This window comes from Novosphingobium sp. BL-A-28-Hi1-0D (genome assembly GCF_055521755.1).
In genome coordinates this window covers 2,313,759-2,327,025 of sequence record NZ_CM145502.1, presented here as the reverse complement: position 1 = coordinate 2,327,025, position 13,267 = coordinate 2,313,759, and the positions used below count along the sequence as shown (strand labels likewise).

Sequence of the window (13,267 nt, the reverse complement as noted above, 5' to 3'; positions counted from 1 at the left end):
GCGTCGCGGAACCCGCCCTCTCACCCAAGGTTTCGCCGGTCCTTCGGGGCCCTGTTAGCCAAGTACCGAAACGGGGGCTGCGGCCCCCGTTTCACCTTACGGCAGCAGCGGCGGTCGCTCGCCCTCTACCAGCATTTCCGCCTCTTCCTCGGCCCGGCGCTTGGCGTCGGCGCGTTCGGTAAAGCGCATCAGGATCAGCGTACCCTCGAACAGGAACAGCAGCGGAATCGCCAGCATCAGCTGCGAGACCACGTCAGGCGGCGTCGCCACAGTCGCCACGGCAAAGATCACCACGATGGCATAGCGCCGCGCCTTGACCAGCTGGTCGCGGCTGACGATCCCCGCACGGTTCAGCAGCATCAGCAGCACCGGCAGCAGGAAGCTGATCCCGAACGCCAGGATGAACTGCATCACAAGGCTGAGGTAATCCCCCGTCCCCGGCAAAGCCTCCAGCTGCAACCCGCCCTTGTTGCCCTCGAACCCGAGGAACCACTTGAACGCGGTCGGCATCACGATGAAGTAGGCAAGGCTTGCCCCTGCCGTGAACAGCACCGGAGTGGCGAACAGGAACGGCAGGAAAGCCTTCTTCTCGCGCGCATAGAGTCCCGGCGCGATGAAGGCCCAGAGCTGGTTGGCGATCACCGGAAAGCTCACGAAAAACGCCGCGAACATCGAAACCTTCAGCTCCACGAAGAACGCTTCATAGAGTTTGGTGTAGATCAGCTTGCCCTGCCCCGGCGGAAAGGCGTGAACCAGCGGCCGCGCGAGCAGCGCAAAGATGTCATCGGCAAAGTAGAAGCTGATCGCGAACGCAACCACCAGCGCATAGACGCAGCGCAGCAGCCGCGTGCGCAGTTCCAACAGGTGGTCGAGCAGCGGAGCCTGCGTCTCGTCGATGTCCGACATCATGGCAGCGGCGCTTCCGGTTTCGTGACTTTCTCTTCCGGCGGCATCGGACCGATCATGACCGGATCAGCCGGCGCATCCGAAGGAAGCGGGTTGGGGAACGGATCGTTCTGGTCTTCCGCTGCAGCCACGGTCTGCCCTTGCGCGGCAGCGGCATCCTGCGCGGCGGTCTCGCGCATGATCCGCTCGTTCTGCTCCTTCCACTTGCGCTCCATCTCCTCCATCTCCGCCTCGCGGATCATGGTCTCGATGCCAGCCTTGAAGTGGTTGGAAACGCGCCGCATTTTCGCCACCCACCGCCCTGCGGTGCGCAGCGCCATGGGCAAGTCCTTCGGGCCGATCACCACGATCGCCACGATGACCAGCACCAGAAGTTCGGACGCGCCGATGTCAAACACGGCCTTGCCGCCTTGTTCTAACGAGGCTTACTGAGTCTGGTCGGTCGAAGTCGGCTGCGGAGCAGGCTGAACCGGCGGCGGGGCCTGCTGCTGGATCTGCGCAGGCGGCACGATCGGCTTGTTGTCCTCGTCGGTCATGCCCTGTTTGAAGCTTTTGATGCCCTTGCCGAAATCGCCCATCATTTCGGAAATGCGACCACGGCCAAACAGGATCAGCACGACCAGCGCGAGCACGATCAGGTGCGGAAGGGAAAGACCACCCATTATACCAACTCCTTTGCGAGCCCTAAGATAGGGACCGCGCGCCCCACATGCCAGTTCTTCTAAACGTCAGTCGTCCATCTCTTCGCCAGACGGACTTTCTGCCCCCGTGTCCCCATCGTCGCCCCCCGTCAAGACGGCAAACGCCTCTTCGACCGGATCGAGCAGGCCCGCAGCGCGTAATTCCTCGATTCCGGGCAGATCACGGCGCGAAGCCAAGCCAAAATGCGTGAGAAACTCAGGCGTTGTTGCATAGATCGTCGGGCGTCCCGGCACCTCGCGCCGCCCGGCAATGCGAATCCAGCCCGCCTCCATCAGCACGTCGAGCGTGCCCTTGGCCGTCTGCACCCCGCGAATCGCCTCGATCTCGGCCCGGCTGACCGGCTCGTGATAGGCGATGATCGCCAGCGCCTCGGTTGCCGCCCGCGATAAACGGCGCGGTTCTTCCTTCTCGCGCCGTAGCAGGTGCGCAAGATCGGCAGCAGTCTGGAAATGCCAGCGCCCGCCACGCTCCACCAGATTGATCCCGCGCTCGGCGTACAACCCGGCCAGCCTCTCCAGCACCGGACCAACACTTGCGCCCTCAAGATGCGCCGATATCTCAAGCTCGGTCATCGGCTGCTCGGACGCAAACAGCGTCGCCTCCACCGCCCGTTCCAGGTCGTCAGGCCGCTCGCTCATACCCGCGCGGCCCTGAGCATCAGCGGCCCGAAAGCCACGTCCTGCGCGATTTCCGCCTTGCCCTGCTTGGCCAGTTCCAGCGCCGCCAGAAAGCTCGACGCCAGTGCCGACTTGCGCAGGAGCGGATCGCCATCAAGCGGCAGAAACGCGCGCAGATCGGTCCAGTCCATCGCCACGCCCAGCATCTTGGAAACCCGCGCCAGCGCCGCATCCAGCGTCATCACCGCGCGTTCGCGCACCATGTGCACCACCGGCCGGTTGCGGTGCTTGATCGCGCCATAGGCCTGGATCAGCGAGAAAACGTCGCACTTCCACAGCGCCTTGCGATCCACCCGCAGGCCCTCGGGATTCCCGCGCACAAACACATCGCGTCCCACCCGGTCACGCCCCATCAGCCGCCCGCCCGCCTCGCGCATCGCGCCCAGCCGCTGCAGCCGCAACTGCAGCTTCAGCGCAAGCTCTTCGGGGCTTGGCTGCACTTCTGGATCGCGCGGCAACAGCAGCAGCGACTTGAGGTAGGCCAGCCAAGCCGCCATCACCAGATAGTCCGCCGCCAGCTCCAGCTTCAGCGCCTTGGCCCGCTCGATATAGTCAAGATACTGCCCGACCAGTTCGAGGATCGAGATGGTCCGCAGGTCCACCTTCTGCCGCCGCGCCAGTTCCAGCAGCAGGTCGAGCGGCCCTTCCCAGCCATCCAGCTCAAGGTAGAGCGCAGCATCGCCGGTCTGCGCCGTGGCAATGCCTTCCCAGGCCTCGTCGCCGTCAAACAGGACAGGTTCGACGGTATCGGCCATCAGGCAAGTTCCAGCAACTGGTCACGCGTGGCCATCAGCGCGGCCTGCGCGGAAAGATCGGCAGGCCCGTCAAACGCCGCCGTCCCCGCCAGCGCCCGCTCCAGCCGTTCGGCGGTCTTCGCGCTCATGGCGGTCAGCCCTTCGGCAATGCCCACCATGTCGTCCATCTTGGCCCAGCAATTGAGCGCAATGTCGCACCCCGCCGCCTGTGCCCGCACCGCGCGCTCGGGCACCGTCCCGCCCAAGGCCTGCATGTCGAGATCGTCGGTCAGCAGCAGCCCGTCAAAGCCGATGGCCTTGCGGATCACCTCGCCGATCACGAAGGCCGATAACGTCGCCGGATTTTCGGCGTCCCACGCGGTGAACCGCAGATGACCGGTCATCGCAATCGGCGCATCCTTCAGCGCGCGGAACGGCGCAAGGTCCAGTTCAAGCTCCTCGGCGCTGGCGGTGACGACCGGCGTCTCCTTGTGGCTGTCCACCATCGACCGCCCGTGCCCCGGCATGTGCTTGACCACGCCCGCCACGCCCGCCCGCGCCAGCCCGTCCAGCGTCGCCCGCCCCAGCGCCGCCACGCGCATCGGCTCGGACCCCAGCGCCCGGTCCCCGATCACGTCATGCGCACCCGGTTGCCGTACGTCGAGCAACGGCAGGCAATTGACGCTGATCCCGGCCTCGGCCAGATCGAGCCCCAGCGCATGGCCATTGGCCCGCGCCGCCTCGATCGCGCTGGCGGGGGCAACATCATAAAGTCGGTCGAACCGCTCGCCCGGGGGATAGGCCGCCCAGACCGGCGGCTTCATCCGCGCAACGCGCCCGCCTTCCTGATCGATGCAGATGAACGTCCGGTCCCGCCCGTGCAGCGCGCGCAACTCATCGGTCAGCGCCCGCACCTGGGCCCGGCTCTCCACGTTGCGCCCGAACAGGATATATCCCGCCGGGTCCGCATCACGGAAGAACGCGCGCTCATCATCGGTCAGGGTCAGGCCCGAAAGCCCGAAAATCGCAGGCAACATGGGTGATGGGTTCGCCAAATGGCGCGGGTTTGGCAAGGGCGCGGGCGGTGAAGGTCGGGGAAAACGGGCCCCTCCGTCATTCGCTGGCGCGAATGCCACCTCCCCGTTTGTGCTCCGCAAAAACGGGGAGGATCTGAGTCTCGACCGATCCTCCCCTTTTTCACGAAGTGCAAAAGGGGAGGTGGCAGCCCGAAGGGCTGACGGAGGGGTTCAACCTCCAAGGTTCAAATCAGCGCTTAACCTGGCACTTCAGCCCACCAGCCTGCAACCTCTCGCAAAGCGCACTGGCCGAGGACAGGTCACCCGCCACCGCCTGCAGGCGATAGACCGTGCCGATGTCAGCCTTGCCCTCGACCACGCGGTGCGACAGGCCCTTGAGCGCTTCGTGGTTGGCAACCAGCTTCTGCCAGCCAGCCTCTGCCGCAGCGTTGGACGAGAAAGCGCCAACCTGCACACCAACACCGCCAGCAGCAGGCGCTGGCTTGGGCGTTGCCGCAGCAGCCGAAGCGCTCGCACTGGGCTTGGCCGCAGGCGAAGGCGCAACCGCAGGCGTCGGCGAGGCCGAATCTGCAAGGTTGGCCACCGGCTTTTCGCCATCGCTGACCTTGAAGCTCGAATCGCCGGTGCCGGCAAACGTCTTGCCGCCGGGGTCCTTGGGCGTGACCTTGTAAGGCTCCTTGCTCGCCTCGATCAGGCTGCCATCGGCATTGGCGGGGCCAGAGGTGCGGTTGCTGGCGTACCAGATGCCGCCGATCAGCGCGGCGAGCACGATCAAGCCCATCACCGCAAAGCCGATCAGCCGCCCGTTGCCGCTGTCCTCTTCCTCACCATCGATGTCGTCGGCGCTTTCGAGCCACGGCAGACGCTCTTCATCGCCCAGCGCAAGGCGTTCACCAGTTGTCGGCTCGCCAAGTTCGGTAGAGACGTCAAACGGTTTGCCCGGCTGCTGGCCCCAGCGGTCTTCGTCATTGTCCCCGTTCATTGCCTGCCCCGCTCGCGTAACGTCAAAGTTCCTGCGCTGCCTCAACGCCTAGCAGCGCGAGACCGTTGCGGATTACCTGCCCGATTTGTTGGGCGAGGAAAAGGCGGGCTGCGGTCATTGCGGAGTCTTGTGCCACAATGAAGCGCTTCTCGGGCCGGTCGTTCCCCAGATTGTAGTAGGAGTGGAACGCCGAGGCGAGGTCATGCAGGAAGAACGCGATGCGGTGCGGCTCGCGCGCCACGGCAGCGGCTTCCACGGTGCGCGGGAACTGCGCCGCCAGCTTTACCAGCGCCAGCTCTTCCTCGCCCAGCAGCGAAAGGTTTTCCCCTGACGGAGCAAAGCCTTCGTCGGCACCCTTGCGAATGTTCCTGCGGATGCGCGCGTGGGCGTACTGCACGTAGAACACCGGGTTGTCCTTGCTGGCTTCCACCACCTTGGCAAAGTCGAAGTCCATCTGCGCATCGGGCTTGCGGGTCAGCATGGTGAAACGCACGACGTCCTTGCCGACTTCGTCCACCATGTCCGAAAGCGTCACGAAGTTGCCGGAACGCTTGGACATTTTGACTGGTTCGCCGTCGCGCAGCAGCTGCACCATCTGCACCAGCTTGACCTCGAACGGCTTGGGCGCGCCGCCATCCGCGCTGGTCAGCGCAGCCACCGCCGCCTTGATCCGCTTGACGGTGCCGGCATGGTCCGCGCCCCAGATGTCCACCAGCGCGTCGGCGGTCTGAGCCTTCTGGAAGTGGTAGGCGAGGTCAGCGCCGAAATAGGTCCACGCCCCGTTGGACTTCTTGATCGGACGGTCCTGATCGTCGCCGAACTTGGTGGAACGGAACAGCGGCAGTTCCACCGGCTCCCAGTCCTCAAGCGTCTTGCCCTTGGGCGCTTCGAGCTGGCCGTCATAGACAAGGTCATGATCGCGCAGCCACTTCTCGGCGGCATCGACCTTGCCCGAAGCCTGAAGCTCCGCTTCGGACGAGAAAAGATCGTGGTGGATGCCGAGCGTGGCAAGATCGGCGCGGATCATGTCCATCATCGCCGCGACCGCGCGGGTGCGGAACAGGATCAGCCAGTCGGCCTCAGGCGCGCCGACGTACTTGTCACCGAACTCCGCCGCCAGCGCCTTGCCCACCGGCACAAGATAGTCGCCGGGATACAAACCTTCTGAAATCTCAATGCTTTCGCCCAGCGCCTCGCGGTAGCGCATGTGCACCGAACGCGCGAGGACGTCGACCTGCGCACCGGCATCGTTGACGTAGTATTCCTTGATGACCTTGTGCCCGGTGTAGGCGAGCAGATCGGCCAGCGCATCGCCGACAACCGCGCCGCGGCAGTGGCCCATGTGCATCGGCCCGGTCGGATTTGCCGAGACATATTCGACGTTTACGACTTTGCCACCGCCCATTGCAGAACGGCCGTAGTCCGCCCCCGCCGAAGCGATCAGCGCCAGCTCCCCGCGCCAGGCATCGTCGGTCAGCCGCAGGTTGATGAAACCCGGCCCCGCGATTTCCGCCGAGATTACACGAGGTTCCTTCTCCAGCTCGGCCACCAGCAGCGCCGCCAGCGCGCGCGGATTGGTGCCCGCAGGCTTGGCCAGCACCATCGCCGCGTTGGTCGAGAGATCGCCATGCGAAGCATCGCGCGGCGGCTCGCAGGTCACCGCCGATCGGTTCAGACCGGCAGGCAGCGAGCCTGCGGTTTCGAGCGCGGTGAGCGCGGTGTCGATTACCGATGCGAAGTCGGCGTGGAGGTTGATCCGGGCGTCTGTCATGGGCGGGCGGTTAGCCCAATCGCGGGCAAAGCGAAAGGGCATGCGTTTGCCTGCCCTTCACCCCCGCGAGTTGCCGCCGTGCCCCGGAGAGTTGGGGGGGAGTTGCCCCTCTGCCCCCAAGAGTTGGAGAATTACTTGCGGACGTTGAATTGCAGCTGGTCGTTGGTCAGCTGGAAGCCCACGAGGAGTTCGAAGTTGGCCTTGGCAAGTGCTGCCTTCACGTCGGGCTGCGACAGCGGATCGGTGGCCGCGTCCTCATCACCCGCACGACGCTTGCGCGAGATGCGCTTGACGATGTCCTGCGGCAGCGAAGCTTCGGCCTTGTCCACGAAAGCGGCGGCCTGACCCTTGGCGGTCGCGCGATCCTGCCCGTCGGCGAAATCGATCACGACCTTGCCGATGCGCTTGGCCACGACGACGTTGCCGCCGCGCACCACGGTGGAGAAGTAGGGCAGCTCAACCCGGCGCGCGCCCCGCTTGTCGGCCCGGCGGGCGAGCACGTCGAACGTGGCGACCGAGTGCAGCTTGTCGCCATCGGCGCACTGAGCGCGCAAATTGGTGATCACCGCCTCGACGTCGATCGCGGCCGAATCGGTGCGGTCGGGCGAGGAGAACAGGGTCACGTCGCCGGTGTAGTCAGGAATGCCGACCCGCGGACACGGATCACGCAGCGCGGTGACGCCCACTGCATCGTCGACCACCAGTTCGCCCTTCTTGCCGCCGCAACCGACCAGCGCGAGAGCCCCGACGAGCGGCAGGCCCATGATTGCGATACGGCGGGCGTTTACATTCATGGACACTCAATCCTCGATACTTGCAGCGTGACGCCAGCCATAGTCTGACATTTTGGCCACCTCTACCCACCGCAACCGCTTTCGGCAATGGCGGCGGGCCGCGCTTGCTGCTAAGTGGCGCAGGATGAACGCCAGCTTGCCAGATGTCGCTGCCCAAACGGCTCCCTTACGCCTGCTTATAGCCGCGCCGCGCGGGTTCTGCGCCGGAGTGGACCGCGCGATCGAGATCGTCGATCGCGCGCTGCAGCGCTTTGGCGCACCGGTCTATGTCCGGCACGAGATCGTGCACAACCGCTTCGTCGTCGATGGCCTCAAGGCCAAGGGCGCGATCTTCGTGGAAGAGCTGGACCAGGTGCCCGACGGCGCGCCAGTGGTCTTCTCCGCCCACGGCGTGCCCAAGGTGGTGCCGCAGGATGCCACCGCGCGCGGGCTCGACTGGCTCGATGCCACCTGCCCGCTGGTCTCCAAGGTTCACCGCCAGGCCGAACGGCAGGTCGAGGCCGGGCGGCACATCCTGTTCGTCGGCCACAAGGGTCACCCCGAAGTGATCGGCACGATGGGCCAGGTGCCCGAAGGCACGATCACGCTGGTCGAGACGGTCGAGGACGTGGCGAAGCTGCCATTCGGCACGGACAAGCCGCTGGCATTCCTGACGCAGACCACGCTTTCGGTGGACGACACGGCCGAGATCGTCGCGGCCCTGCGCGCCAAGTTCCCGCAGATCACCGGTCCCAAGGCCGAGGACATCTGCTACGCAACCTCCAACCGGCAGGAAGCAGTCAAGGCGATTGCCGCCGAGTGCGACCTGCTGCTGGTGATCGGCGCGCCGAACAGCTCCAACTCGCTGCGACTGGTTGAAGTCGCCGAGCGCATGGGCACGCGCTCGCGCCTGATCCAGCGCGCGAACGAGATCGACCCCGAATGGCTCGACGGCGTGAACACGCTGGGCCTCACCGCCGGGGCCTCTGCGCCCGAAGTGCTGGTGCGCGAGGTCGTGGCAAAGATCGGCGAGTTGCGGCCCGTTACGGAAGAAACGGTGACCACCGCCGAGGAAAAGATGGTCTTCAAGCTGCCGCGCCAGCTGCTCGACTAAGGCGCGGAAATCATGGCGGTCTATACCCAGATCGGCGCGGAAGAGATGGCCGCGCTTGTCAATGAATTCGACGTGGGCGAGCTGGTCTCGGCCAAGGGCATCGCCGAGGGCGTGTCCAATTCCAACTGGCTGCTGGAAACCACTGGCAAGGATGGTGCAAGCGCACGCTTCATCCTGACGATGTACGAGTTCCGCATCGAGCTGGACGACCTGCCCTACTTCCTCTCGCTGCTCGATCACCTCGCCGCCAAAGGCTGCCCGGTGCCACGCACGATCCATGACCGCGATGGTGCGCTGTTCCGCCGCCGTGGCGAAAAGGCGCTGGCGCTGATCGAGTTCCTCCCGGGCGTTTCGGTGAGCGAGCCGACCGTTGGACAGGCCCGCGCGGTGGGCGCGGCGCTGGCGCAGATGCACGCGGCTTCTGCGGATTTTGCAGGCACGCGCGAAAACGGCATGGGGTTGGCCGAATGGCAGCGGCTGTTCGACGAGTGCGGGCCTAAGGGCCTCGCCTCAATCGATCCGGAGCTGGCGGGGCTTGTGGCAGAACACATGCCCAGGATCGCCGCTGGATGGCCACAGGACCTGCCCCGCGCGGTGATCCACGCCGATCTGTTCCCCGACAACGTGCTGATGCTGGGCGACAAGGTCAGCGGGTTGATCGACTTCTACTTCGCCTGCAACGACCTGATGGCCTACGACGTGGCGGTGACCCACGCGGCGTGGTGCTTCGATGCCACGGGGCGCAATTTCAGCGCGGACCTTTCGAAGGCGCTGCTCGAAGGCTACGAATCCGTTCGGCCCCTGCTGCCGCAAGAGCGCGCCGCCCTGCCCCTGCTGGCACAAGGCGCGGCGATGCGCTTCACCTCAAGCCGCGCCTATGACTGGCTGAACACGCCCGCCGACGCGCTGGTGGTGCGCAAGGACCCGATGGCCTTTGCCCGTCGCCTGCAGTTCTACGCCGCCAATCCTCAGGTCTTCGCGTGAAGCACGTCGAAATCTTCACCGACGGCGCGTGCAAGGGCAATCCCGGCAAGGGCGGCTGGGGCGCGCTGCTGCGCATGGGCGAGCACGAGAAGGAAATGGCCGGCTCCGAAAAGGAGACGACCAACAACCGCATGGAACTGATGGCCGCGATCAAGGCGTTGGAGGCGCTCAAGCAGCCCTGCCGCGTGACGCTCCACACCGACAGCAAGTACGTGCTCGACGGCATCACCAAGTGGATCTTCGGCTGGCAGAAAAAGGGCTGGAAGACCGCCGACAACAAGCCGGTCAAGAACGAAGACCTGTGGCGCGCGCTGGTCGACGCTGTCCGCCCGCACAAGATCGAATGGGTCTGGGTCAAGGGCCACGACGGCCACCCGGAAAACGAACGCGTGGACAAGCTGGCCAGCGACGCGGCGGTGGCGGCCTGAGGGGGTTGGCTGGGCTCCCTCGTCTAATTTCCACGTCGTCCCGGACCTGATCCGGGACCCCACTGTCTTCTGACACTACAGGTGCGGCGCGAAACCCCAAGAAAAGCGGGGCCCCGGATCAGGTCCGGGGCGACGGTGGGTTTTGGGGTTTGGCATTTGGTAAGCGAGTGGCTGGTTTGGGGTGGGGAGTGGACGCTAACCTGTGCCCATCTTAGTGATTTGGCACGATGTTCGAATCTCATTCATATAGCTTAGAAGGATACGCAATCGCTCTTGCGTAGCCTCCTCGTGCATTCCTTGACGATCACTATAATCTGCATGGACCAGTACCAAACCGCGATCGTCGAACTCGATTGTATTCGTTCTTTCTGTGCTTTCACTAAGCCTCGTATGTGCGGCCGTGGCTTCCTTGATCATTTGCAAAACCAACAAGTTGGCATCGTCCAGACTGCCAGAGGCCGCTTTGGCCTGCGCGCGGCTCGCTACATCTTCGATGCGGCTGACTAATTGCGCGGCGCCGACTGTTCCGCAGACTGCCGGTGGAGGAGATTGGCATCCCGGGAGGAGCACTGCCAACAAGAGAGAAATGAAAAGGGCGAACCTGTCATCGGCCATTCTTCAACCCTGTCATTTATAGGTTTTGTCCGCAATGGCGTCGTGTCCGGAGCGGCAGCTTCTGGGCATTTCCCCCGGTGATCTGCCCTGATCCCGCCCAGCGTCTGCCGGTGCCGAACTCAAAAGGACACGGGATGTGCACAGACACAATCCCTTCGTCCCTGACACTGGATTCCCGCCTACGCGGGAATGACGAGGTTGGGTGGAGCTACTTTTGAGACTTGGTCTTATTCGACCGTCGTATCGACCACGTCCGCATCCGGGCCATTCTTCTTGATCGACTCAATCGCGTTCTTCGCGCTGGCCTTGCTCGAATAGCCTTCGGTCCAGAAGATGGTTTCGCTGTTGTGGCAGAAGTAGGCAACGAACTCTCCGGCCTTGTTCTTGCGGATCTCGAAACGGTGCGCCATCGCGACTCTCCCAGTCGTTAAACCGGGTTGAGCAGTATCACGGAAAACGCGCAGGCGAATAGGCGCTGGGGTCGATTTCGGCGGTGAGGCCATCGCGGGGCAGGCCGAGCAGAAGTTGCGCGCCCAGCCTTGCGGCGGCGGGCGCGGTCTGGATGCCGAATCCGCCTTGCCCGGCGAACCAGAACAGGCCTTCCACCGCAGGGTCGAAGCCATAGACCGGCAAGCGGTCGGGCGAGAAGGAGCGCAGGCCTGCCCATCGGCGTTCGAGCGCGGAGATCTTCCAGTCCACCACCTGTTCGAAGCGGTCGATGGCGATGGCGACATCGAGTTCCTCGGGCGCGGCGTCGCCTGCGACATCGGGAATCTCGTCATGCGGGGAAAGCCAGAGGCGGCCGCCTTGCGGCTTGAAGTAGAAGTCCTCGTTGATGCCCAGCGTCAACGGCAGGTCGTCAGCTGGCGCAGGATCGGTGCGCAGCTGGACGATGGTGCGGCGTAAAGGTGCGATGCCGAGCGGGCGGGCGCCAGCGAGGGTGGCGAGGCCATCGGCCCAGGCTCCGGCGGCGTTGGCGACGATGGGCGCGCGGGCTTCTCCGCCGGCCCATGACAGCCGCCACATGCCGCCTTCGCGCTCCAGGTGCTCGACGCGGGCGCGGACGCGCAGAACGGTGCCGGTGCGCCTGGAGGCGGCGAGGTAGTGCTGGTGAAGGCCCGCCACGTCGATATCGGCGCAGCCCGGCTCCCACGCGCCGATCACCCATTCGGGCTTGAGGCCCTGCACCCGCGATTCCAGTGCAGCGCGGTCCTGCAGGTGGATCGTCGCGCCCAGTGCGGTGAACTTCTCGACGAAGGCCTCGACCTTGTCGCGGTCCTTCGCCTGCCCGAGATTGAGCGCACCGCGAGGGGACAGGTAGCCGCCCTCGCGCAAGTAACGCCCAGATGCCATGGTCAGCGGGAAGACGCCGGGGCCGCCGTAGGTCTCTTCCCAGAACGCGGCGGAGCGGCCGGTGGTGTGGTAGCCGGGGGTGTCCTCGGCCTCGACCAGCAGCACGCGCGCGTGGGGGGCGCACTCGGCGGCAAGGCTTGCGCCTGCCATCCCTGCGCCGATGATTGCAACGTCGAAGTCCTGGGTGCCCTGATTCACGCCCTCGCCTCTGCCGGTGGCGGAGCCAGCCGGTCAAGGAAATCATCGATGGTGGCAAGCACCTTGTCGCGCACCGGATCGGCCTCGCGCAGCAGTTCGTGACGCGCTTCGCGGCCCCAGCTGACGAGCTGTGCGCGCGGCAGGCGGCGGGCGGTGCGCTCGATCGCCTTCCACGAGACCAGGCCGTCATGGCGCGCGGCGAGCAGGAGCACAGGCACATCGACCGACTCGAGCAGGCCCGGTGCTTCGAGCGCGATCATCGAGGCATAGCCGCGCTCCACCCAGCGCCAGCTTCCGGGTCCCATGCCGAGGTAGGGGCGCTTGACCTTCCACTGCGTCTCGTCGTCATAGCGGTCATGATCGTGGGTGAGCAGGGTGCTGCGTGCGGCGGCGGTTGCGCCGGGCTTCTCGCTGATCTTCCAGGCAGGGCGTGCAGGATCGCCGACTCGGCACATCGCTTGCGCCACCTTGAGCAGCAACCGATTCGGACCCGGTGTGAGAAACCCGAGCATCGGAGCGCTCAGCACCACGGCGACAGGGTTAATGCGCTTTTCCGCAACAGCACGTAACACGAGGTGTCCGCCCATTGAGTGCCCGACGATAACGTGGGGTGCAGGCGTGCTTGCGACCCACTCGGCCCAGAACGCGGATAGGTCATCGAGCCACAGGGAGAAGTCCTCGACATGGCCGATATCGGGCTGGGCAGAGAGCCTGCCGGACCCTGCCTGCCCACGCCAGTCGAGCGCGGTTACGCGCCAACCTTCGCAGTGCCAGTAATCCAGCGATTCCAGATACTTCTCGTAGAAATCGCCCCGTCCCGGAAGGAACAGGATGGAGCCGCGCGGAGGCTCTATGCCAGCGGGATCGGCGAGCCCTGCCCAGTCGATCCGGCGGATGGGGTGAGCGTCACTTGCGGCCCATGTGCTTTCGACTGCATCGTCCGGAATCGCCCTGCGATCGATCCGCCTGATCGTTCCGAAATCCATGCCTGCG

At 65.1% G+C, this 13,267-nt stretch carries 16 protein-coding genes; 3 read left to right on the top strand and 13 right to left on the bottom strand.

Features of this window, described 5'->3' with window-relative positions; all coding sequences use genetic code 11:
- Nucleotides 1-96 precede the first annotated feature (96 nt).
- From tatC to ACZ1JW_RS11430, 9 genes are all read right to left on the bottom strand, one after another.
- On the bottom strand, nucleotides 97-909 hold the full coding sequence (tatC, locus tag ACZ1JW_RS11470; RefSeq protein ID WP_465140645.1) for a twin-arginine translocase subunit TatC: 813 nt from the start codon (nucleotides 907-909) through the stop codon (nucleotides 97-99).
- Nucleotides 906-1,304, bottom strand: a complete 399-nt coding sequence (gene tatB, locus ACZ1JW_RS11465; protein ID WP_465140644.1) for a Sec-independent protein translocase protein TatB — start codon at nucleotides 1,302-1,304, stop codon at nucleotides 906-908. Before tatB ends, tatC begins: the two co-directional genes overlap by 4 nt.
- Nucleotides 1,305-1,331: 27 nt before the next feature.
- Complete coding sequence (locus ACZ1JW_RS11460) at nucleotides 1,332-1,568, bottom strand: twin-arginine translocase TatA/TatE family subunit (RefSeq protein WP_465140643.1); 237 nt, start codon at nucleotides 1,566-1,568, stop codon at nucleotides 1,332-1,334.
- A 66-nt stretch (nucleotides 1,569-1,634) separates the two neighbouring features.
- Nucleotides 1,635-2,246 (bottom strand): SMC-Scp complex subunit ScpB, encoded by a 612-nt coding sequence (scpB, locus tag ACZ1JW_RS11455; RefSeq protein ID WP_465140642.1) that lies wholly within the window; start codon nucleotides 2,244-2,246, stop codon nucleotides 1,635-1,637.
- The gene (locus ACZ1JW_RS11450; RefSeq protein WP_465123425.1) at nucleotides 2,243-3,040 is read right to left on the bottom strand and encodes a segregation and condensation protein A; all 798 of its coding nucleotides are present in this window, start codon (nucleotides 3,038-3,040) and stop codon (nucleotides 2,243-2,245) included. The genes scpB and ACZ1JW_RS11450 overlap by 4 nt, the downstream gene beginning before the upstream one ends.
- Nucleotides 3,040-4,056, bottom strand: coding sequence for a beta-N-acetylhexosaminidase (gene nagZ, locus ACZ1JW_RS11445; RefSeq protein ID WP_465140641.1), 1,017 nt, complete (start codon nucleotides 4,054-4,056; stop codon nucleotides 3,040-3,042). The genes ACZ1JW_RS11450 and nagZ overlap by 1 nt, the downstream gene beginning before the upstream one ends.
- Before the next feature lie 229 nt (nucleotides 4,057-4,285).
- Complete coding sequence (locus ACZ1JW_RS11440; RefSeq protein WP_465140640.1) at nucleotides 4,286-5,038, bottom strand: SPOR domain-containing protein; 753 nt, start codon at nucleotides 5,036-5,038, stop codon at nucleotides 4,286-4,288.
- A gap of 22 nt (nucleotides 5,039-5,060) precedes the next feature.
- Nucleotides 5,061-6,809: an arginine--tRNA ligase gene (gene argS, locus ACZ1JW_RS11435; protein ID WP_465140639.1), complete on the bottom strand. Its 1,749-nt coding sequence runs from the start codon at nucleotides 6,807-6,809 to the stop codon at nucleotides 5,061-5,063.
- A gap of 131 nt (nucleotides 6,810-6,940) precedes the next feature.
- The gene (locus ACZ1JW_RS11430) at nucleotides 6,941-7,603 is read right to left on the bottom strand and encodes a hypothetical protein (protein WP_465140638.1); all 663 of its coding nucleotides are present in this window, start codon (nucleotides 7,601-7,603) and stop codon (nucleotides 6,941-6,943) included.
- Between the two features lie 124 nt (nucleotides 7,604-7,727).
- Here ACZ1JW_RS11430 and ispH point away from each other — a divergent pair, with 124 nt between their 5' ends.
- Genes ispH through rnhA form a run of 3 tightly spaced genes read left to right on the top strand, consistent with a single transcriptional unit; the run spans nucleotide 7,728 to nucleotide 10,108 of the window.
- Complete coding sequence (ispH, locus tag ACZ1JW_RS11425; protein ID WP_465123430.1) at nucleotides 7,728-8,696, top strand: 4-hydroxy-3-methylbut-2-enyl diphosphate reductase; 969 nt, start codon at nucleotides 7,728-7,730, stop codon at nucleotides 8,694-8,696.
- Between the two features lie 12 nt (nucleotides 8,697-8,708).
- Nucleotides 8,709-9,680 carry a homoserine kinase gene (gene thrB, locus ACZ1JW_RS11420; RefSeq protein ID WP_465140637.1) on the top strand — a complete coding sequence of 324 codons (972 nt, stop codon included), beginning with the start codon at nucleotides 8,709-8,711 and terminating at the stop codon, nucleotides 9,678-9,680.
- Nucleotides 9,677-10,108 (top strand): ribonuclease HI, encoded by a 432-nt coding sequence (gene rnhA, locus ACZ1JW_RS11415; RefSeq protein WP_465123432.1) that lies wholly within the window; start codon nucleotides 9,677-9,679, stop codon nucleotides 10,106-10,108. Before thrB ends, rnhA begins: the two co-directional genes overlap by 4 nt.
- 195 nt (nucleotides 10,109-10,303) lie before the next feature.
- Here the strand turns inward: rnhA and ACZ1JW_RS11410 are convergent, their stop codons facing one another.
- The 4 genes from ACZ1JW_RS11410 to ACZ1JW_RS11395 form a co-directional block, all read right to left on the bottom strand.
- Nucleotides 10,304-10,723 carry a hypothetical protein gene (locus tag ACZ1JW_RS11410; RefSeq protein WP_465140636.1) on the bottom strand — a complete coding sequence of 140 codons (420 nt, stop codon included), beginning with the start codon at nucleotides 10,721-10,723 and terminating at the stop codon, nucleotides 10,304-10,306.
- A gap of 227 nt (nucleotides 10,724-10,950) precedes the next feature.
- The gene (locus ACZ1JW_RS11405; RefSeq protein WP_465140635.1) at nucleotides 10,951-11,133 is read right to left on the bottom strand and encodes a YegP family protein; all 183 of its coding nucleotides are present in this window, start codon (nucleotides 11,131-11,133) and stop codon (nucleotides 10,951-10,953) included.
- A gap of 37 nt (nucleotides 11,134-11,170) precedes the next feature.
- Complete coding sequence (locus ACZ1JW_RS11400; protein ID WP_465142769.1) at nucleotides 11,171-12,226, bottom strand: NAD(P)/FAD-dependent oxidoreductase; 1,056 nt, start codon at nucleotides 12,224-12,226, stop codon at nucleotides 11,171-11,173.
- 44 nt (nucleotides 12,227-12,270) lie between these two features.
- Entirely contained in the window at nucleotides 12,271-13,260 is a 990-nt protein-coding gene (locus ACZ1JW_RS11395) for an alpha/beta hydrolase (RefSeq protein ID WP_465140634.1), read from the bottom strand.
- Between the last annotated feature and the right edge of the window lie 7 nt (nucleotides 13,261-13,267).